Raw genomic sequence first — 20,957 nt, forward strand, 5'->3', positions numbered from 1 at the left:
CCACCATGACGGGAAGCAGACATGAGGCAAGCGGCACATGATCAAGGCGACACCGTTCGATTTCCCCTATGACGGCAGGCTGCGGCCGGAAAGCACCGCCCTCATCGTCATCGACCTGCAACAGGATTTCCTGTCGACGACTGGCTATTTTGCCAAACAGGGCTACGACCCGGCTCCGCTGCGCGCCATCCTGCCGACGGTTAGCCGGCTGATCGCAGCCGCACGCGCGGCTGGCCTTAGCATCATCCACACCAGGCAAGGCTACCGGGCCGACATGGCCGACATCACGCCGTACGAAAAATGGCGCCGCAAGCGCGCCGGCCTCGACGGCACCGACATCCTGCTGCGATCCGGTTCCGGCTTCCAGATCGTGCCCGAGATCGACATCACGCCTGAGGACATCATCGTCGACAAGACCTGCAACGGCGCCTTCACCTACACCGATCTCGAGCTTGTCCTGCGCTCGCAGGGCATCACACATCTCTTGTTTTCGGGATGCACGACCGATGTCTGCGTGCACACCACGCTGCGCGAGGCTTGCGATCGGAATTTCCAGTGCCTGACGATTTCGGACGCCTGCGCCAGCGGCGACAGATACGCGCATGAGGCAGCGCTGCACATGGTTACGGTCGAGGACGGTGTCTTTGGGGCGCTGGCGGATTCAAGTGCTGTGCTGGCGGCGCTGTCGCGGCTGCCAGGGAAGGCGAGAGAATGAAAACGGCAGCGATCCTTCACACCCTCTGGTGAAGGATCGCTGCAGAAGGGCTCTCTTCTTCGCAGCTCACCCCGCCGCGCGAACTTCCGGAACAGCGCGCGATACAAACGCCTCCGGCTGCGCCACCTCGGCCTCGCGGCGCGCCAGCGTGTTAGTGAGCAGCGTCGCCGTTTCGCGGCCGACCGCGGCGATCTCGCGTGACCGGTCGATGCCGGCGATCATGAACTCATTTACACCCAGGGCCGCATAGGGCAGCAGCGACAGCGCGATCTGTCCCGGCGGACCTGAAACCTCGATCGCCTTGTGATCGGTGGCGGCTGCCTTGCCTTCGGAACAAATCCGAACCGGCAGCGCGAACCGCACCTTGCCGGCGCGCCCGTGTTCGGCAGCAGCACTGCGCACGCGCTGCATCAGCTGCCCAACCTCGTCCAGCGAGCCGGCGGTCAATTCGAAGACATCCGCATGCCGACCGACGACCTTGAGCGCCGTTCCGGATTGTCCGCCCATGCGGATGCTCACGCCGTGCGCTCCCTTGCGCGGCACGTAACCGCCTTTGACGCTGTAGAATGCGCCTTCATGGTCGAAAGGCCTGTCGTTCGACCACAGCCGCTTCAACAGCACCAGATATTCGTCGATGCGTTGCCAGACCACGGTGTGGCCGACCGGACGCGCCTCGGCATCGTCGTCGCTGAGCGGCTCGCTGAGCATCCTGAGCGACAGCCGCCCGCCGCTTTTCGAGCCCAGCGCCGCCAGTTGGCGCGCCGCCACCGTCGGCTCGACCACCCCGGCCCAATGTGTCAGCACCACTTCGAGCGACGAGGTGCGGTCCAGCGTCTGGGCAGCAATGTCCATATTGGTCAGCAGTCCGGCCGAATCGTCGACGACGATCTTCCTGAAGCCGGCATCCTCGATCAGCGACAGTTTTGTCGCGGTCTCGACGAAATCATAGAAAAAACTGGCGTCCTGCGTTTTGCCGGGAACATGCGTGAACTCGATCGGCATTGCCATCTCCTCCATCACGTTGGGAATCGCTGATGCGGCGGATCCGAATCCGCATCACCTTGGCGCACGAAAGCGCACCGCGATCAGGGTTCTTTCAAACTCCGGTTGCCTGAAGGCGGTAGGCCGCCACCCTTTACTCAGGGAATGAGGCCGAGAACGACTGCCCCGGTGAACACGAACGCAAGAGCGAAAACGAGATAGGCGAAGGCGCCCGCATAGGCCGGGCGAAAGGCCTGGCCATTGGCCAGCCTCTGGCCGTTGCGATCAGTCTGAGCGTTCTGGATATAGGACATATCGACCTCCGTCTCGCCGGTTAATCTATAAAATCAGTAGACTTTGTCGAGTGCTATTTTTTTGCGATTGTTGGAACGATTTTCTCCAATCGACGGGAAAATTGGTTCCGCTTCGCTGAGCGCGGCGTAATCTGGTTTGATCGGCCAAAGCGTCGACATGCGTCTCTGCGCTTGAATGGCCCTATATCCTCGCCTTTCTGGCCGGTTTCAGGCATTGGCCATGCAATGCTTGACGGGATAGCATCATCGCAATCGGCAATGTGAAACGACCAAACTAGGGCATGGGAGAAAAAGCATGGGCGAAAGACTGGCGGGCAAGGTCGCGATCGTTTCAGGCGGCGCGACGGGAATGGGCGGGGCGGCCTCGGAGCTGTTCGCGGCAGAAGGCGCCAAGGTGGCGATCATCGACCGCAACGGCGAGGCGGCAGCAGCCACCGCCGCCGCGATCCGGGCGCGTGGCCACGTCGCCGAGCATTTCGTCGCCGATGTTTCAGACGAAGCGCAGGTCGAGGCCGCGGTGAAGGGTGCTGGCGAAAAATTCGGCCCGGTCACCGTGCTGTTCAACCATGCCGGAACCATCGTGATAAAGCCCTTCCTGGAGACGACGGTTAAGGAATGGGACTGGCTGCATGCCGTCAATGTGCGCTCGATGTTCCTGATGACGCGCGCCGTGCTGCCCGGCATGATATCAACCGGCGGCGGCTCGATCGTCTGCACCTCGTCGATCTCGGCGGTGGCGGCGACACCGATGGAAGTGCTCTACGACACCACCAAGGGCGCCTGCCACATGTTCGCGCGTGCGATTGCCGTCGAGTTCCGCGACCGCAACATCCGCTGCAACGCGGTCTGCCCCGGCTTCATCCGCACGCCGCACGGGATGCGCGAGGTCGCCGATCTGGGAAAACTCGGCGTCGATGTTTCCGATGCGGCACTCGCCGCGCAGCAGGGCCGCATCGGCGAGCCGGAAGAGGTGGCCAAGGCCGCGCTGTATCTGGCCAGCGACGAGTCGAGCTTCGTCACCGGCGCCCATCTGTTCGTCGACAACGGCTTTACCGCGATGTGAGGTTTCCTAGGTCCAGGTTCTTCGTCCCGGGGACAGCTTGGCGCCCTTCCTCTACCCCGTCGATCGGGGGAGAGGTGTCGAGCGCAGCTCGACGGAGTGGGGGTCGACCCTTGGCGCGGTGCAGGAAGTTTCTTGCGGCTTGGCCCCTTCAACATCCGTTAGCGACGGTTGCCACGTGGTTCCCCACTCCGTCGCTGCTTCGCAGCGCCACCTCTCCCCCCTCCGGAGGGAGAGGAAAGGAACCCAAGCTTTGCTACCGCTCTTCCCGTCGAAACGGCTTGAGCAGCGCTGAAGGCGCCACTGCATTGCGGGACATCACCGCCATTGCGACGATGGTGAAGATGAAGGGCAGCATCAGGAACGCTTCATAGGGGATATGGCCGAGCCCGCTCGCCTGCATGCGCAGTTGCAGGGCGTCGACGAAGGCGAACAGCAGCGCGGCGCCCGCCGAGCGCCACGGGTCCCAGCGGCCGAACACCACCAGCGCGATCGCCACCCAGCCACGCCCGGAGACGACGCCGAAGGTGAAGGCGTTGAACTGCGCCATCGACAGGAAGGCCCCGGCCAGGCCCATCAAGGCGCCGCCGAGAATGACGGCCTGGAAACGCGTGGCAATGACGCCGACGCCGGCCGAATCGGCAGCGCGCGGATTTTCGCCGACCATGCGCACTGACAGGCCCCATGGCGTGCGGTAAAGCACGAAGGCGGCAAGCGGGATGGCGATGATCGCCATGTAGACCAGCGAGAACTGGTTGAACACCGCCGGTCCGAGCACCGGGATGTCCGAGAGAACCGGGATCGGCAGCGTCTGAAAACCCTTGATGCTCGGCGGCACCGACTGCTGGCCGAAGATCAGCCGGTAGAGGAAGTACGCCAAGCCAGAAGAGAACAGCGTCACGCCGATGCCGCAGACATGTTGGCTGAGGCCGAGCGCCACGGTGAACAGCGCATGCAGCGCGCCCATCAGCATGCCTGTCAGCACGGCGACGAGCACGCCGAGCCACAGGCTGCCGCTGAGACTCGTGGCGGTGAAGCCGGTCATCGCCGACAACAGCATGATGCCCTCGATGCCGAGATTGAGCACACCGGCGCGCTCGGAAAACATTTCGCCGAGCGTCGCGAAGGCCAGCGGCGTGGCGATGCGGATGATGGCGGCGAGAAAGCCGACCTGAAAGATCTGTTCGAACAGCGCGCTCATCGGGCAGCTCCGACGCGGCGGAGCCGATAGGCGGTGAACAGCAGCGCCACCAGCATGGCAAGCAGTGCCGTACCCTGGATGACATCGCTGAGGAAGGCCGGCACGCCGGTCGCCCGCGACATCGCCTCGGCCCCGGTCATGACGGCGGCAAGGAAGATCGCCGCCGGCACCACGCCGAGCGGATTGAGTCTCGCCAGCATGGCAACGACGATGCCGGAATAGCCGTAGCCCGGCGAGATGTCGCTCATCACCTGGAAATGCACGCCGCCGACCTCGCCGACCCCGGCCAGCCCGGCCAGCGCACCGGACAGCAGCGCCGTCGAGATCAGCACGCGCTCGACATGGATGCCGCCATAGCGCGCCGCTTCAGGGTTTTCACCGGTAACCCTGATCCGGAAGCCGAGCGTCGTGCGCGCGATCAGGAACCAGATCAAGGGTGCCGCGATCAGCGCCGCCACCACGCCGAGGTGCAGCCGCGTGCCTTCAAGCAGCACCGGGAAGTTCGCCGAATCCTCGATCGGCGGCGAGATCGGATAGCCGCTGAAGCTATCCTTCCACGGCCCTTCGATCAGCGCCATCAAGGCGTAGAAGATGACCGAGTTGAGCAGCAGCGAGCTGACCACATCGTCGACCTTGAATTTCACCCTGAGCGTCGCCGGCACCAGCGCCACCGCGGCGCCGGCAGCGGCCCCTGCCAGCGCCATCAGGAACATGGCGAGCAGCCCCGGCATCGGGATGGCACCGACGGCGCAGCTTGCCACCGCACCGGCCAGTAGTTGCCCTTCAGCACCGATGTTCCAGAATTTTGCGCGGAAGGCGACCGCCACGGCAAGTCCGGTGAAGATCATCGGTGTTGCCCGAACCAGCGTTTCGGTGATGGCATAGCTGTCGCCGAGCGAGGCCGAAAACATCACCCCATAGGCTTCGGCGACGCCGGCGCCGGCCAGCGCAATGAGGCCGCTGCACAGGATGAGTGTCGCCCCGATCGCCAGCAGCGGCAGCGCCAGATTGAACCAGGCGGGCGTCGAGGTGCGGGCTTCGAGGCGAACCATCAGGCCGCCTCCCCTGCCTGCCCGGCCCCGGTCATCAGCAGGCCGAGCCGCGCCACCGTGGCGTCCGCACTGTCCAGCGTGCCGGCGAGGCGGCCCTCATACATCACCGCGATGCGGTCGCAGAGCATCAGCAGTTCCTCGAGATCCTCGCCGATGACAATGATGCCGCAGCCCTTGGCGCGCATGTCCAGGAACTTTTCGTGGATGAAACGGGCGGCACCGATGTCGAGGCCGCGTGTCGGCTGCGACACGATCAGCACTTTCGGATCGAAGGCAAGCTCGCGCGCCAACAGCGCCTTCTGCAGATTGCCGCCGGACAGCGCCCCGGCGCGCGTCATCGGCCCAGGGCAACGAATGTCATACGCTTTGATCTGTTCCTCAGCGAAGGCGCGGATCGCATCGGGCTTAAGCAGCCCCTTGCGGCTGAAGGCCTCGGTGCCGATGCGCGGCAGCACCATCGAATCGGCGAGCGGCAGATTGGTGACCAGCCCGGTCGTCATGCGGTCCTCCGGGATGCGCCCGAGACCGAGCGCCTGCACCTCGCGCGGCGAGAACCGCGTCACTGCTTTGCCGGCTATCGTCATCCGGCCGGTGTCCGGTGCGAGCACGCCTGAGATCACTTCGGCCAGCGCCCGCTGGCCGTTGCCGGAGACACCGGCAATGCCGAGGATCTCGCCTGCGCGGACCGCGAGCGAGACATCGCGCAGCGCCATTCCCGAATGATGCGACGTGGAGACGCCCTGAAGCGTCAGCACCGCCGCACCCGGTGTCGACGGTCCCCGCGCCGGCGGCACGATCTCGTGGCCGCACATAAGCCGCGCCATCTCGGACGACGTCGTGCTGGCCGGTGTATCGACACGCCCCGCGACGCGGCCATGCCGCAGCACCACGCAGCGATGCGTCAGCGCCCGCACCTCGTTGAGCTTGTGCGAGATGAAAATGATGCCGAGCCCTTGCGCGGCCATCGAACGCAGAGCCGCAAACAGCCCGTCGACCTCCGTCGGCGCCAGCACCGCCGTCGGCTCGTCGAGGATCAAGAGCCGCGCGCCACGAAACAGCGCCTTGACGATTTCCAGCCGTTGCTGCTCGCCCACCGACAAAGCCGACACCGGGAGACCGGGATCAAGCGTCAGCCCGTGCTCACGTCCGATTTCGGCCAGCCGCGCCAGCCCGCCGGCGCGATCGATGCGGCCGGACTTGCCGGGAATGCCGATCAACAGGTTCTCCAGCACCGACAACCGCGGCGCCAGGTGAAAATGCTGGTGCACCATGCCGATGCCGGCGGCCAAAGCATCGGCCGAGCTGTTGATCCGCACCGGTTGGCCCTGGATCAGTATCTCGCCGGCATCCGGCGCATAGGCGCCGAACAGCACATTCATCAGTGTCGTCTTGCCGGCACCGTTCTCGCCCAGCAAGCCGAGGATTTCGCCCGGCGCCACACTGAGATCCACGGCCTCGTTCGCCTTAACGGCGCCGAAGCTCTTGGAGATGCCGCGCATTTCGATGAGAGGGGCGGACAAGGGTGCTCCTGAACTGTGGGGGCGTGCCCGTCACGCCCCCCTCTGGCCTGCCGGCCATCTCCCCCTCAAGGGGGGAGATCGGATGTCACGTCGGCTTTCGCCAATCTTAAACCGCGAACAATGTTAGCCAGCGGCGAAGCTGCCAATCTCCCCCCTTGAGGGGGAGATGCCCGGCAGGGCAGAGGGGGGTGCCCAGGCACCAACCCTCAAAGCAAGCACTCAATCCGAAACCGGCGTGTTCTCATCCACGTCGACGCGGAAATTGCCTTCCAGAATCTCGGTCTTCTTCTTTTCGACCAGATCCTTGACCTCCGCCGGCAGCGTCTTGTCGAATTTGTGGTACGGCGCCAAAGAGGAACCGCCCTTGGCCATGCGCGAGAAATCACCATAGTCCTGCGCGGTGAAGACGCCGGCCTTGACCAGCTTGATCGCCTGTTCGACGGTCGGATACATGTTCCAGACCGGCCCGGTGATCACCGTGTCGGGGCCGAGGCTCGACTGGTCGGACATGTTGGAGATGGCGAGGATCTTCTTCTCCACCGCCGCTTCGATGACGCCGAAGCGCTCGGCATAGATCACGTCGACGCCGGCATCGATCTGGGCGATCGCGGCTTCCTTCGCCTTCGGCGGATCGAAGAAGGAACCGATGAAGGCAACCTTCTTCTTGACGTTTGGATTGACCTCCCTGGCGCCGGCAAAGAAGGCGTTGACCAGCCGGTTCACTTCCGGAATGCCCATCGCCGCCACGGCGCCGATCGTGCCCGATTTCGACATCTTGCCGGCAATCAGGCCGGAGAGATAGGCCGGCTCATGGATCCAGTTGTCGAAGACGCCGAAATTGGGTTCCGCCGGCCCGGCGCCCGAGCCGAACAGCCAGGCGGTCTTCGGAAACTGCTTGGCGGTGCGGCGCGATTCACGTTCGGCGGCGAAGGCATCGCCCAGCACCAGCTGGTAGCCGCCTTGCGCATATTCGCGCATGACTCGGCTGAAGTCGGCGGTCTGCACCTTTTCCGACCATTTGTACTCGATGCCGAGCTCTTTCTCGGCTCTCTGCAAGGCGACGTGGATCTGGTTGTCCCATGGCTCCTCGATCGGCGTGGCGAAGATCGCCGCCACCTTCAGCTTCTTGTCCTCGGCGAAGGCTGCACCCGGCAGCATGGCCGCCGCCAGGCCGAGTGCGCCGAGTTCCAGCACGTTACGGCGCGAAAGTCCTTGGATTTTGCTGTTGTCGTCTTTCATGGAAGTGCCCCTCTGGCTGACAGCCGTGTCGAGCCGGCTGTTCTCAGGAATGTCCGACGGGGAACTATGGAACGGTGCCCGACCTTTGTCCACATGGTCAAATTTGCAACGCTGGGTCTGTGGTACCGCCGGGAACCGTTGGCGTGACAGTGCCAGCGTGATCGCACTATCTGGCGGCAGCCTCCCACGAACCGGTCTCGGCAAAGCGCCTCAGCAGCGGCGCCGGCTTGAACACTTCCTTGCCGGTTTGCCCATGCCAATACTCAAGCCGCTCGACGATCTTCCCAGCCCCCTCCAGCCCAGCCCAGAACATCGGCCCGCCCTTGCCGATCGGAAAACCGTAGCCGTTGACCCAGACGACATCGATGTCGGACGCGCGGTCGGCGATCTTTTCCTCGAGGATCTTGGCGCCTTCGTTGACCAGCGGATAGAGCGTGCGTTCGATGATCTCGTCTGCGTCGATCGCGCGCGCCGCGATGCCTTTTTCGGCCGCCTTGGCGCGGATCAGATTCTCGACCTCGGGATCAGGCGACGGGTCACGCGAACCATCCTCATAACGATACCAGCCGCTGCCAGTCTTCTGGCCGAAACGTCCCTGTTCGCAGAGCGTGTCAGCGATAACGGCCGTCAGCCCGCGCGCCTTGCGGTTGCGCCAACCTATGTCGAGGCCGGCGAGATCGCCCATCTGGAACGGGCCTATCGGCCAGCCGAAATCGGTGAACACGCGGTCGATCTGGCTGGGCGTCGCGCCTTCGAGCAGCAGCGCCTCGGATTCCGCGCCCCGCGCCGCCAGCATGCGGTTGCCGACGAAACCATGGCAGACGCCAACGACCACAGGCACCTTGCCGATGCCACGTGCCAATTCGACGACGGTCGCCAGCGCGTCCGGCGCGGTCTTTTCGGCGCGCACGATTTCCAGGAGCTTCATGACATTGGCCGGCGAGAAGAAATGCAGGCCGACGACGTCCTGGGGCCGCGACGTCGAGGCGGCGATGGCATTGACGTCGAGATAGGAAGTGTTGGTGGCCAGGATCGCGCCGGGCTTGGCCACCGCGTCGAGCTTGCCGAACACCTCCTGCTTGACCGCCATCTCCTCGAACACCGCCTCGACGATCAGGTCGCAATCGGCAAGGTCGGCATAGTCGGTGCTGCCCTTGAACAGGCCGAGCCGCTGTTGTCTCGCGGCTTCGGTCAGCGAGCCACGGCCGACCGAAACAGCATAGTTCTTGTCGATGGTCGCCAGGCCGCGTTGCAATGCCTCCTCGTTGGTTTCGAGCAAGGTGACCGGAAAGCCGCCATTGGCGAAGGCCATGGCGATGCCGCCGCCCATCGTGCCGGCGCCGATGATCCCGATGCGGGTGATCTTGCGCCTGGCAACATCCTTGCCGGGACCCCTTGCCGCCTCACGTTCGGCAAAGAACAGATGCCGCTGCGCGCGCGATTGATCACCGGCAACGAGTTTCAGGAACAGTTCGCGCTCCGCCGCCAGCGCTTCGTCGAAGGAGAGCGAAATCGCGTTGCGGACCGCCTGCGCGCAGGCGATCGGGGCTTCGAGGCCCCGCGCCTTCTTGGCAAGCTCGGCCGCTTGTCTGTCGAAGGCGGCGAGATCGGTCTTTCCCAGACGATCGTTGCGGTCGCGCACGGGCAGGAACCGTCCACCTTTAGCGACCATTTCGCTGGCGAAACGAACCGCTTGCGCGACAAGCTCTCCATCGAAGACCGCGTCGACAAGGCCCGCCTCGAGCGCCTCGACAGCACCGATCGGCGCCCCCGAGACGATCATGCCGAGCGCCTTCTCCGCGCCGACGAGGCGCGGCAGCCGCACCGTGCCGCCGCCGCCCGGCAACAGGCCGAGTTTTACTTCCGGCAGGCCGAGTTTCGCCTTGCTGTCGGCAACGCGGAAATGGCAACCGAGCGCCAGTTCCAGCCCGCCGCCGAGCGCGGTGCCGTGAATGGCAGCGACCGTCGGCTTGGCGATGGTCTCCAGCAGCGCGATAACGGCGCGCAACTCCGGTTGCTGCACCGGCTTGCCGAATTCGGTGATGTCGGCGCCGGCGACAAAAGTCCGCCCGGCGCAGGCAATCACGATGGCCGCGACGGAAGGATCGTCGCGCAGTGCGGCCAGCGCCTGGTGAAGAGGCTCGCGCACGTGGAAGCTCATGGCGTTGACCGGCGGATTGTCGATGGTGACGACCGCGACATCGCCGTCGCTTGCAACGCTGACGAAATCGGACAAGACGAACCTCCCGCAAATGCGAACCGCGCCCGCGGGGTTTACAGGGCCGATATCCGGATGGGAACCGGATTTCCGGCAGGGCCGGTATTCTCCCGGCGCTGGATCAGTGGAACCCGCCTGTCCTCAGCGCAGCGCCTTCTGCCCGCCCGCAACCGTGATGACACCGACTATGATCAGTCCGGTCAGCAGCAGGCGGACGCCGGCGCTGACGCCGAAAGTGTTGAGCATGGTGAGCAATAACACCAGGAACAGGGCCGCACCCCACACGCCCGGCACGTTGGCCTTGCCGCCTGCCACCGACGTACCACCGATGACGACGACGGCGATCGAGGCCAAAAGGTACTCATTGCCGATATCGACATTGGCGCCGCGGAAGTAGCCGGCGAGCAGTGCGCCGTCGAGGCCGCCGAGCATGCCCGACAGCGTGTAGGTGAGGAAGCGGACGCGCCCGACATTGACGCCCGCCAGCCAGGCGGCGCGGATGTTCTGGCCGATCGCCAGCACCGAACGGCCATAGATCATGCGCTGCAGCGCGATCGCCGCCCCGACGGTGAACAGTACGGTGAGGATCGCCAGCACCGGGATGCCCAGGATCTGCCAGTTGGTGAAATCGGCGAAGCCTGGCGGCGGCTTGATCTGCAGCCCGCGCCCGTAGCTGATGTCGATCGACTGGATGATGAAGCTGGCCGACAGCGTGGCGATGATCGGCGGAATGCGCAGCGCCCAGATCAAGAGATAGTTGGCGGCACCGACAGCCATGCCGCAGGCGAGCGCCGCCAGCAGCCCGACGACGATCATCGCATCATTGCCGTCCATCACCTTCATGGCCACCGCGCTGGCAAGGCCGATATTGGCCGGCAGCGACAGGTCGACATTGCCTGGCCCGAGCGTGATGACGAACATCTGGCCGACGCCGACGATGACGGTGAAGACGGCGAGCGACAGGGCGGCCGTGATCATGCCGCCGCCGCCATAACCGCCAGTGAAGGCGACCGTCGCCAGCCACACCAGCAACGCCCCGAGGAAGGACCATATCCAGGGCTTGGCGATGAGCGTCTGCAACGAGGCCATGGCTCATTTCTCCCGACGGCTGATCAGCACGCGGGCCGCCAGCACGATGATGAGGATGGCGCCATTGGCGGCCACCTGCCAGTCGGGCGGGATGTGCATGAAGGTGAGCAGCGGCGAGGCGGCGAGCGCCAGCGTCAGCGCGCCGAGCACCGCGCCGATCGGCGACACCCGGCCGCCGACGAACTCGCCGCCGCCGAGGATGACGCCGGCGATCGCAAGCAGCGTATAGCCATTGCCGATATTGGCATCGGCCGATGTTGTGATGCCGATCAGCGCCATGCCGGACAGCACGCCGAACAGGCCGGTCAGCGCGAACAGCACGATCTTGGTTTTGAGCAGCGACCATCCGGCGCGCTTGAGTGCTGCCGCGTTGCCGCCCGAGCCACGCAGGATGACGCCGTAGGAGGTGCGCATCAGGCCGAAATGCACGACCGCCGCGATCAGCAGCGCGGCGATGATCGGGAAGGGGATAAAAGGCGGCTTGAACGCCATGAGCGACAGCAGCCAGTCGGGCGCCTTGCCGCCGGGCTTGGGCAGGATGAGGATGGCAAGCCCCTGCCAGACGAAGCTCATGCCGAGCGTCACCACGATCGACGGCAGATTGCGCAGATGGATCAGTGCGCCGAGCAGCGCGTAGACGCCGATCGAGCCGGCAAGCACGACGATTCCGAGCAATGGCGCATCCTTCAGCCATGTCGCGGTGACGCAGCCGACGAAGCCGACAAAGGTGCCGATCGACAGATCAAGCTCGTTGCCGGCGATGACGAACATCTGCGCGATCGTCGCCAGGGTGATCGGGATCGCCAGGTTCAGCATCAGGCTGAAGCCGAAATAGCTGATGGCGCGCGGGTTGAGCCAGGCGATGGCCAAAAGCACAAGCGCCAGCGACAGCGCCGGCAAAAGGCTGCGCAGCATGCGCGCCCGCGCCGCCGCGTTGCGCGTCGAAGCGCCCTTGAGCTGGTTTTCGATGGCCGCCGCTGTCATCTCAGGCCGCATCACCGAACGAGGACTGGATGATCTTTTCCTCCGTCAGCTCGTCGCGCCTCAGATTGGCGACGATCCGGCCGTTCTTGAACACATAGACATGGTCGCAATTGTCGAGCTCTTCGGTTTCTGTTGTGTACCAGAGGAAGGTGCGGCCCTTGCGCGCTTCCTCGCGCACGAGGTCGTAGACTTCGAGCTTGGTGCCGATGTCGACGCCGCGCATCGGATCGTCCATGAGCACGATTCTTGCGTCGGAGCCCAGCGCCCGCGCGAACAGAGCCTTCTGCTGGTTGCCGCCGGACAGCGAGAAGATGTTGTTGGTCATGTCGGGCGTGCGGATGCCGATCTTCTTTTGCCAGAAATCGGCGAGTTCGGCCTCGCGTTGCGGCGAGATCAAGAACCCGCTGCGCAGCCGCGCCAGCGAACGGATGCCGATGTTCTCCGAAATCGACCATTGCGGAAAGATGCCGTCCGACTGGCGGTCGCCGGCCACCAGCGCCACCGGCGCGGTCACCTCGATGCCGGCCTTGGCGCGCCCCGCGGCGTTGAAGATCGCCAGCAGCAGATCCGTCTGCCCATGACCGGCAAGCCCAGCCAGGCCGATGATCTCGCCGGCATGCGCGACAAGCTCCTTGCCGTCCTGCTGCCGCGTGGGGCGTGCGCGGACCCGCAATGGGCCGGCCACGGTCTTAGCGGTCTCGGTCGCTGCCTTCTGATGTCCCTCGGCGCCGCCCATGGCGGTGACCAGCCTGTCGCGGTCGAAGGACTTTGCCGCGTCTGCGGCGACGACCTTGCCGTCGCGCATCACCACGATGCGGTCGGCATTCTGCAGCACCTCGCCCAGCACATGCGAGATCAGGATGCAGCTGCCGCCGCCGGCAACGAAGCGCCGCACGAAGGCAAGCAACTGCCCGGCCGTATGCGCGTCGAGCGAGGAGGTCGGCTCGTCGAGGATGACCAGGTCGAGCGGATCCTGCGTCAGCGTGAAGGCACGCGCCACCTCCACCATCTGCCGCCGCCCGATGGAAAGGTCGCCGGCGATGTCGAAGGCGGATATGCCATGGTCCGGGAAAATCTCATCCAATTTGGCGGCGATCAGGTCGGCCGCCTTGCGTCGCCAGCCGAAGCCGGTGAGCGACGAGTGGTTGATGCGCGTGTTCTCGGCAACGCTGAGGTTCGGACAGAGCGACAGCTCCTGGAACACGCAGCGTATGCCGAGTTGCTGCGCGCGCGGCACCGAAAAGTTGTCCTCGGTGACCCCGCGCACCACGATCTTGCCGCTGTCGGGCACCAGCGTGCCCGCCACCATATGCATGAGCGTCGACTTGCCGGCGCCGTTGTGGCCGACGAGACCGACGCATTCGCCGGCGCCGACATGGAAGTCGACGCCGCTGAGTGCCCGGACGGCGCCGAAATGCTTTTCGGCACCGTCCAGTCTGATGATGTCCACATTGACGGCGCCGAAATGTTTTTCGGCGCCGTCCAGTCTGATGATGTCCGCGTTTGCCTGAGGCATCCTCAACGATATCCGGTTGGCGATGCGGCTGGCAACAATCGCAACAGACTCACTTTATGTTGGCTTTGATCGCGGCAATGGCGTCTTCCTGGGTGTATTCGTGGGTAGCGACCCCGCCCTCCTTGATCTTCGGCAGCGCCGCTTCGAAATCGTCCTGGGTAAAGGCCAGATAGGGCACCAGCAGGTCGTGCGGGATGTCGGTGCGGCCGTCGAGCACCTGCTGCGCCACCCAGAAGGCGAGCGAGGAGACACCGGGCGCGATCGAAGCCGACCAGGTCTGGTAGCCGTCCTTGTCCTTCTGTTCCTTCCACCACTTCAGCTCATCCTGGCGGTTGCCCATGATGATGGTCGGACGTGGCTTGCCGGCGGCGGCGAAGGCTTGGGCTGCGCCATAGCCGTCACCGCCCTGGTCGACGATGCCGACGATGTCGGGCAGCGACGGCAGGATGGTCGCGACGGCCTTCTGCGCCGTGGTCTGGTCCCAGTCGCCGGTAACCGAGCCGACGATCTTGAACTCGGGATGGGCGGCGACGCCCTCCAGAATACCGGCATGGATGGCATCGTCGATCGACGTGCCGGCCAGGCCGCGGATTTCCAGCAGATTGCCGCCCTTGGGCTGGAATTTGGCCATCTGCTCGACTTCCTGCCTGCCCATGTCCTTGAAGTCGACGACGACGCGGTAGGCGCAGGGTTCGGTGACGATGCCATCGAAGGACACGACGACGATGCCGGCGTCGCAGGCCTGCTTGATGGCGCCGTTGAGCGCATCTGGCGAGGCGGAATTGATGACGATGGCGTCATAACCCTGCAGGATCAGGTTCTGCACCTGGGCGGCTTGGGTCGGCACTTCCTTGTCGGCCGTGGTGAAGATGTCTGCGGCTGCGACCACCTTGTCCTCGACCGCCTTCTTGGTGACGATGCCGTAGCTGTCGAGCATCGCCTGGCGCCACGAATTGCCGGCATAGTTGTTGGAGAAGGCGATCTTCTTGCCGCTTGTGTCGGCCAGCGCCGTGCTCGAGGCGAGCATTGCCGCCAGAACGCTCAGGACGAGTAGTTTCTTCATCTCAAAAATCCTCCCAGATGTTGTTGACTGCTGCAATTCCTGCCGGATCGCGTCCGGCACACCTCCATGTCACGATGCCTCGGCATCGCTGCCGCCGGACCTTGGATCGGCGGCCATCCCGAATTGAGCGCCAACGCGCTCAAAACAGCCTCAGTCCCGGCACGCGAACCCTTAGCCGGTAAAGCGAAGTCGACGCGGCGATGTAGAGGCTCCTCAGATCCTCGTCGCCGAAAGTGAAGTTGGCGCAGTATTCCGGCGTGCGTATGACACCCAGAAGGTCGCCCGACGCATCGAAGACATGGATGCCGCCCGGGCCTGTGCAATAGAGATTGCCGCGGCTGTCGATCTTCATCCCGTCTGGCGAACCGGGCTCGCTGCCCTCGGTCACGGCCCAAACGGCGCCGCCATTCAGGTCGCCATTCGCTTCCACGCCGAACACCCTGATATGGCCGCGCTCGGTATCGTTGATGAACAGGCGCGACTCGTCCAGCGAAAAGCACAGCCCGTTCGGCTGCACGAAATCGTCGGCAAGCAGCGTCAGCCGGGCGCCGTCGCCGTCGATGCGGTAGACGCCCTGGAAGGCCAGCTCCTGGCGGCGCGGCACGCCGTAGAATTCCACCCGCCCGAAGCTCGGATCGGTGAAGTAGATCGCCCCGCCCGTGGCGACGACAACATCGTTCGGGCTGTTGAGCTCCCTGTCGCCATGATGCGTTGCCAGCACGCTCACGCCGCCATTCGGCTCGGCGCGGGTGACGCGGCTTGTCGCATGCTCGCAGGTGACCAGCCGCCCCTGGCGATCGAGCGTATTGCCGTTGGCCTTGTGGCTCGGATCGCGGAACGGCTCGATCTCACCCGAGGCCAGACGCCGGTACATGCGGCTTTCCGGAATGTCGGAAAACACCAGCCATTTCTCATAGGGATGCCATACCGGCCCCTCGGTGAAGCTGAAACCGGTCGCCAGCCGTTCCATGGCGGCGTTGCCGACGACATCGCCGAAGCCGGAATGGCGGGCTTTCGCCGATATCGGCATTATTGGCTCTTCGGCTTTCCGACGGCCGTGCCGCCGACGAACCAGTCGCTGGCCGCGACGTCCTCGAACACCACCCAGATCGCTTCCCTGGGCAGTTCCACGACCTCGCTGATTGCATCGGTGACGCGGCGCGAGATCTCGTCCTTGCGCTTTTGCGAATGGCCCTCGAGTATCCGTATGTTGACGAACGGCATGAGCGCTTCCCGATATTTTCTTCTTGTGGGGCGAGCCTAGTCACGGCCTTGGTGGCGCGATACCGGTCAAAGCGCAACACTGACTGTGCGTTTGCACAGTCGCCTACTCCTGCGGCGGCGGCGCATGCGCCAGCCAGGCGTCGAGTCGGTCCTGCTCGCGGCGCAGCGCGTCGATGTTGATCAGGCCGCGCGCCATGGCAAGATAGATCGCCCGCGTGCGCGAGTTGAAGACGGAGGCCTCGCTGGCGCCCTCCTCCGGCGGCAGGATGCCGAGCTTGTCGTAGACGTGCTTGATGCGGCTCTGCGCGCCACGGATCGACAGGCCCCGCCGCGCCGCAATGGCCCGATCGGTGAGACCCAGCGCGATGTCGATCAGGCTTTCATACTCACCATCGGTGATGCCCTCGAAGCGGTCCTGCACGCGGTGCTGGATGCCGCGGATCTCGCGGTCGATGATGCAGTGGCCTTCGCGGAACACGCCGCGCAGCGCTGAGCGCATGCCCTCTTCCGTCGCCGATTTCAGCACATAGCCATAGACCGAACCCGGCGGCACGATACGCGCCACGCCCCTGACATAGGCCTCGTCGGCGAAGTTCGACCAGAACAGGATGTGCGTGCCGGCGCGGCGGCTCCAGATCGCACGCGCCACCTCGATGCCTGTGGCCTTCGGCAGCTGTAGATCGAGCACGACATGCGGCGGCTCGCGCTCGGCCGCAAGGCTGATTGCGTCCGCGCCGTCGCCGGCTTCGATCACTTCGACGTCGCCCGGCCATAGCTGCTCGACGGTGCGGCGCGCGAAGGTGCGGTGAAGCCCGTCATTCTCGGCAATCATCACCAGCATCACACCACCTCCGGCACGGCCTGTTCCCCGGGCATTGCGGCAGGCGTTGCCTGGGCTTTGCCCAAGGCGGGCTCGCGGTCGACCTCGATGACCACCCGCGTTCCGCCCTTGCGGCTCGCCGGCTCAAAACGCAGCTGCGCCCCGACAAGGGCGGCGCGCGTATGCATGTGGCCGATGCCGCCCTGGGCGGCCGGATCGACCGCGCCGCAGCCATGGCCATCGTCGGTGACGATGACCCGAAACACGCTTTCGGTCGATGTCAAAAGCACCTCGATGCGGCCAGGGGCTGCATGGCGCACCGCATTGTTGATCGCTTCCTGGACGATCCGGTAGAGCGCCGTGCGCATCGTTTCCGACAGGCCGTCGGCGCTGCCGTCGCTGGTGTCGGCGATGCGCACCGCGATCGGCGGCTTGGCCCTGGCGACACTGCGATTGAGATGCGCCTCGACGGCGTCGCGCAGACCGAACAGCTCGAGCACGCTCGGCCGCATGTCGTCGACGATGTGGCGCAGTTCGGTCAGGCAGCTTGCGATCTCCTGCTCGAGATCGGCAAGCTGGGCGGTTCGCGCCACGCCCTGGCTGCGAAACGCCGAGACCTGGCGCGCGATGCGGGCAAGGTCGCCAAGCGTCTGGTCGTGCAGGTCCATGGCCATGCGGCGGCGCTCGCGCTCCATGCCCTCGGTGAGCTGCGAGGCACCGACCCGCAAAAGCTCGGCACGGTTGCGCGCCTCGCTCTCGGCCAGCATGGCGCGCCGCGCCTCGTCGGTCTGGATCAGCGCGAAGATGTAGGGCGCGATCAGATCAGCGCATTGCTGGGCGACCGCGACGTCCGCCAGCGTGTAGCAGCCGACCTCGTGCCGGCTGATATTGAGGGCGCCGATGATGCTGCCTCGCGCCCTGAGTGGCACGATGATGCGGCTGCGCAGCTCGGCGGCGAAGATCGGCTCGTCGAACGCGCCAGCGAAGTGGAAGCGTGGGTCGACAACCGCGTTGTCCGACAACAGGTAGGGCGTCTCGCCCCACAGCACGCGCCGGATCGGGCTGCCTTCCACCGGATGCTGCGCCAGTTCGCTCCAGCTGGTGTGAAAGCCGGCTTCGTAGCAGGCATGCAGGCGCCCGCCCTGCAACAGCACCGCCAGATCGATGTGATCGTGCGGAATGAGCGTACCGATTTCGATGGCTGTTGCCCGAAACGCCGAACCGGTATCGATATGGCCGGCCAGCGCCCGCGAAATGGCCACCAACCGGTCGATCAACTGGGGAGATACGTCCGACATGGTTCCTCCCTGCCATCACTGCAAATCGACCGGGCGCCGCGACGCCATTGCCAGCGCACGGCCGATACCTGGTTTGCCTGCAGTCCTCCCTGCAGCGAAATAGTGGACGCTTGCCGATGCCGCTGTCAACGACGCCTCCCGTTGCGGCAGGCGATCAACTTCAGGTGCGACGATTGAAAAAGCTTCGGCTCCTGGTTTAGGAACGGCGGCAGGAGACCAATGCATGGCAGCGACGCCGACTGTTGCTCAGGGCGCCCCGGGGATACCGGCGCGTTGGACGTCAAGCGCCAAGAGCGGCGTCGGCACCGCACTTTCAGCGGCCAGCCGCGTCTGGTTCACCATCAGCCACGGCATTTTGAACGAGATCTACTATCCGCGCCTCGACAGTGCCTGCACCCGCGACTTCGGTCTGATCGTCACCGGCCCCGACGGCGCTTTCTCCGAAGAAAAGCGCGATGCCAGGCATGAGATCGCGCCGTTCGAGGATGGCGTGGCCGGCTACAGCCTGATCAACACCGCCGCCGACGGAACATGGCGGGTCGAAAAGCGCATCGTTACGGACCCGAAATGCCCTGCTCTGCTGCAGGAGATAACCTTCACGCCGCTGAAAGGTTCGGCTGCCGATTGCCGCGTCTACGCGCTGCTGGCGCCGCATTTGGTCAATGCCGGCATGGGCAATACCGCCTGGGTGGGCGAGCACAAGGGCAAGCCTGTCCTGTTCGCCTCCGGGCGCGGCGTCTCGCTGGCGCTCGCCTCCTCGCTGCCCTGGGGCTCCTGTTCGGCCGGCTATGTCGGCTTTTCCGACGGCTGGCAGCAACTCCGGAGGGATGGCCGCCTCGACCCGGCCTGCCAAAGGGCCGAAGACGGCAACGTGGCGCTGACCGGCGAGATCGGCTTTTCCGCCAAGGCAACCAAGGCCCTGCTGGCGCTCGGCTTCGGCGCGACGCCGGAGGAAGCGGCCGACAATGCTTATGCCGGCCTGAAGCGAGGCTTCGAGCCGGTGGCGAATTCTTATCTCCAGAGATGGCGCCAATGGCAGGACGGCCTGCTGCCGCTGGACCGCCATGCGGCGTCCGGCCTCAACACCTACCGCGTCAGCACCGCGGTCCTGGCCACGCACCGTTCGTTCGCCGTGCCTGGCGCGGCGGTTGCCAGCCTGTCGATCCCCTGGGGGTTCAGCAAGGGCGACGACGATCTCGGCGGCTACCATCTCGTCTGGCCGCGCGACCTGGTCGAGACGGCGGGCGGCTTTCTGGCCGCAGGCGACGCCGGTGAGGCGCTGCGCATCCTCGCCTATCTCCGCTCGATCCAGCAGCCGGACGGCCATTGGCCGCAGAACGTTTGGCTCGACGGCTCGGCCTACTGGCCGGGCATCCAGATGGATGAATGCGCCTTTCCGCTGCTGCTCGCCGACGCGCTGCGCCGCGCCGGCCACCTCTCGGGCACCGCGCTGTCCGCCTTCATGCCGATGATCGAGAGCGCGGCGTCCTATGTCGTGCGCAATGGCCCGGTCACCGGTGAGGACCGGTGGGAGGAAGATGCCGGCTATAGCCCGTTCACGCTTGCCGTCGAGATATCAGCTTTGCTCGCGGCGGCGGACATGTTCGACGTCTCGGGAAAAACGGAGCCGGCAAACTATCTGCGCGAAACCGCCGATTGCTGGAACGACCAGATCGAGCGCTGGACCTATGTTACTGGCACGAACCTATGCACGGACGCCGGCGTCAAAGGCTACTATGTCCGCATCGCGCCGCCGGACGCTTCAGGGGTAGCGTCGCCGAAGGACGGCTTTGTCCCCATCAAGAACCGGCCGCCCGGCGATACGAACCGTCCGGCCGAAGCGATCGTCAGCCCTGATGCTCTGGCATTGGTCCGCTTCGGACTTAGGGCGGCGGACGATCCGCGCATCCTCGATACGCTGAAGGTGATCGACGCCACGCTGTGCTGCGACCTGCCGCAAGGGCCGCTCTGGTATCGCTATACGGGCGACGGCTATGGCGAACATGAGGACGGCGCGCCCTTCGACGGAACCGGCCAAGGCCGGCCCTGGCCGCTGCTGGCAGGTGAACGCGCCCATTACGAACTGGCGGCTGGGCGAAAGGACAAAGCGGAAGAGCTGCTCGAAACCTTCGAAGCCTCGGCCGGAGAGGGCGGCCTGCTGCCCGAGCAGGTCTGGGATGGCCCCGACGTGCCGGAGCGCGAATTGCGGCGTGGCGCACCGTCGGGCAGTGCCATGCCGCTGGTCTGGGCGCATTCCGAGCACATAAAACTGCTGCGTTCGCTGCGCGACGGCGCCGTGTTCGACATGCCGCCGCAAGGCGCAAAACGCTACATCGAGCACAAGACCGTCTCGCCGCTCAGGATATGGCGCTTCAACAACAAGATCCGCACAGTCCCGGCCGGCAAGGTGCTGCGCGTGGAACTCTCGGCACGTGGCGTGGTGCACTGGACGACAGACAAATGGCTGACCGTGCAGGACAGCAAGACTGCAGAGAATGCCTTCGGCGTCCATCTGGTGGACCTGCCGGTTAACGAGATGCCGCCGGGCAACACCATCGTCTTCACTTTTTTCTGGCCCGACACCGCCCGTTGGGAGAATGTCGACTTCTCCGTCGGCATCGATGAGCCGGACTAGAGCATGATCCCGAACCGAAGGTCAGCGC

At 65.1% G+C, this 20,957-nt stretch carries 19 protein-coding genes; 3 read left to right on the forward strand and 16 right to left on the reverse strand.

Annotated elements, in window-relative coordinates; translation table 11 throughout:
- Nucleotides 1-37: 37 nt before the first annotated feature.
- Nucleotides 38-715, forward strand: a complete 678-nt coding sequence (locus tag A6B35_RS02895; RefSeq protein ID WP_006201174.1) for a cysteine hydrolase family protein — start codon at nucleotides 38-40, stop codon at nucleotides 713-715.
- Nucleotides 716-781: 66 nt separating this feature from the next.
- On the opposite strand, the gene A6B35_RS02900 is transcribed toward A6B35_RS02895, so the two are convergent.
- From A6B35_RS02900 to A6B35_RS37125, 3 genes are all read right to left on the reverse strand, one after another.
- Nucleotides 782-1,717, reverse strand: a complete 936-nt coding sequence (locus A6B35_RS02900) for an LLM class flavin-dependent oxidoreductase (RefSeq protein ID WP_006201173.1) — start codon at nucleotides 1,715-1,717, stop codon at nucleotides 782-784.
- A 137-nt stretch (nucleotides 1,718-1,854) separates the two neighbouring features.
- Complete coding sequence (locus tag A6B35_RS34200; protein ID WP_006201172.1) at nucleotides 1,855-2,010, reverse strand: hypothetical protein; 156 nt, start codon at nucleotides 2,008-2,010, stop codon at nucleotides 1,855-1,857.
- Between the two features lie 33 nt (nucleotides 2,011-2,043).
- A complete protein-coding gene (locus tag A6B35_RS37125) occupies nucleotides 2,044-2,169 on the reverse strand; it encodes a hypothetical protein (protein ID WP_006201171.1) in 126 nt (41 codons plus the stop codon).
- Between the two features lie 136 nt (nucleotides 2,170-2,305).
- Here A6B35_RS37125 and A6B35_RS02905 point away from each other — a divergent pair, with 136 nt between their 5' ends.
- Nucleotides 2,306-3,073, forward strand: coding sequence for an SDR family NAD(P)-dependent oxidoreductase (locus tag A6B35_RS02905; RefSeq protein WP_006201170.1), 768 nt, complete (start codon nucleotides 2,306-2,308; stop codon nucleotides 3,071-3,073).
- A 253-nt stretch (nucleotides 3,074-3,326) separates the two neighbouring features.
- On the opposite strand, the gene A6B35_RS02910 is transcribed toward A6B35_RS02905, so the two are convergent.
- The 13 genes from A6B35_RS02910 to A6B35_RS02970 form a co-directional block, all read right to left on the reverse strand.
- Complete coding sequence (locus A6B35_RS02910) at nucleotides 3,327-4,271, reverse strand: ABC transporter permease (RefSeq protein WP_006201169.1); 945 nt, start codon at nucleotides 4,269-4,271, stop codon at nucleotides 3,327-3,329.
- A complete protein-coding gene (locus A6B35_RS02915) occupies nucleotides 4,268-5,323 on the reverse strand; it encodes an ABC transporter permease (protein ID WP_006201168.1) in 1,056 nt (351 codons plus the stop codon). The genes A6B35_RS02910 and A6B35_RS02915 overlap by 4 nt, the downstream gene beginning before the upstream one ends.
- On the reverse strand, nucleotides 5,323-6,843 hold the full coding sequence (locus A6B35_RS02920; RefSeq protein ID WP_006201167.1) for an ABC transporter ATP-binding protein: 1,521 nt from the start codon (nucleotides 6,841-6,843) through the stop codon (nucleotides 5,323-5,325). The genes A6B35_RS02915 and A6B35_RS02920 overlap by 1 nt, the downstream gene beginning before the upstream one ends.
- Before the next feature lie 219 nt (nucleotides 6,844-7,062).
- Entirely contained in the window at nucleotides 7,063-8,082 is a 1,020-nt protein-coding gene (locus A6B35_RS02925) for a BMP family protein (RefSeq protein WP_006201166.1), read from the reverse strand.
- Between the two features lie 166 nt (nucleotides 8,083-8,248).
- Entirely contained in the window at nucleotides 8,249-10,318 is a 2,070-nt protein-coding gene (locus A6B35_RS02930; protein WP_006201165.1) for a 3-hydroxyacyl-CoA dehydrogenase NAD-binding domain-containing protein, read from the reverse strand.
- A 123-nt stretch (nucleotides 10,319-10,441) separates the two neighbouring features.
- The gene (locus A6B35_RS02935; RefSeq protein ID WP_006201164.1) at nucleotides 10,442-11,389 is read right to left on the reverse strand and encodes an ABC transporter permease; all 948 of its coding nucleotides are present in this window, start codon (nucleotides 11,387-11,389) and stop codon (nucleotides 10,442-10,444) included.
- A gap of 3 nt (nucleotides 11,390-11,392) precedes the next feature.
- Nucleotides 11,393-12,373: an ABC transporter permease gene (locus A6B35_RS02940; RefSeq protein WP_040582429.1), complete on the reverse strand. Its 981-nt coding sequence runs from the start codon at nucleotides 12,371-12,373 to the stop codon at nucleotides 11,393-11,395.
- 1 nt (nucleotide 12,374) lies between these two features.
- Nucleotides 12,375-13,889 carry a sugar ABC transporter ATP-binding protein gene (locus A6B35_RS02945; protein WP_006201162.1) on the reverse strand — a complete coding sequence of 505 codons (1,515 nt, stop codon included), beginning with the start codon at nucleotides 13,887-13,889 and terminating at the stop codon, nucleotides 12,375-12,377.
- A gap of 49 nt (nucleotides 13,890-13,938) precedes the next feature.
- Nucleotides 13,939-14,952 (reverse strand): ABC transporter substrate-binding protein, encoded by a 1,014-nt coding sequence (locus tag A6B35_RS02950; RefSeq protein WP_006201161.1) that lies wholly within the window; start codon nucleotides 14,950-14,952, stop codon nucleotides 13,939-13,941.
- 139 nt (nucleotides 14,953-15,091) lie between these two features.
- Nucleotides 15,092-15,982 carry an SMP-30/gluconolactonase/LRE family protein gene (locus tag A6B35_RS02955; RefSeq protein ID WP_006201160.1) on the reverse strand — a complete coding sequence of 297 codons (891 nt, stop codon included), beginning with the start codon at nucleotides 15,980-15,982 and terminating at the stop codon, nucleotides 15,092-15,094.
- Nucleotides 15,982-16,176, reverse strand: a complete 195-nt coding sequence (locus A6B35_RS02960; protein WP_006201159.1) for a tautomerase family protein — start codon at nucleotides 16,174-16,176, stop codon at nucleotides 15,982-15,984. The genes A6B35_RS02955 and A6B35_RS02960 overlap by 1 nt, the downstream gene beginning before the upstream one ends.
- Nucleotides 16,177-16,279: 103 nt before the next feature.
- Nucleotides 16,280-17,017: a response regulator transcription factor gene (locus A6B35_RS02965; protein WP_006201158.1), complete on the reverse strand. Its 738-nt coding sequence runs from the start codon at nucleotides 17,015-17,017 to the stop codon at nucleotides 16,280-16,282.
- Complete coding sequence (locus A6B35_RS02970; RefSeq protein ID WP_006201157.1) at nucleotides 17,017-18,294, reverse strand: sensor histidine kinase; 1,278 nt, start codon at nucleotides 18,292-18,294, stop codon at nucleotides 17,017-17,019. The genes A6B35_RS02965 and A6B35_RS02970 overlap by 1 nt, the downstream gene beginning before the upstream one ends.
- A gap of 223 nt (nucleotides 18,295-18,517) precedes the next feature.
- On the opposite strand from A6B35_RS02970, the gene A6B35_RS02975 reads away from it, so the two are divergent.
- Nucleotides 18,518-20,929, forward strand: coding sequence for a glucan 1,4-alpha-glucosidase (locus A6B35_RS02975; RefSeq protein WP_006201156.1), 2,412 nt, complete (start codon nucleotides 18,518-18,520; stop codon nucleotides 20,927-20,929).
- Nucleotides 20,930-20,957: the final 28 nt, after the last annotated feature.

The organism is Mesorhizobium amorphae CCNWGS0123 (assembly GCF_001686985.1).
Taxonomy (GTDB): domain Bacteria; phylum Pseudomonadota; class Alphaproteobacteria; order Rhizobiales; family Rhizobiaceae; genus Mesorhizobium; species Mesorhizobium amorphae.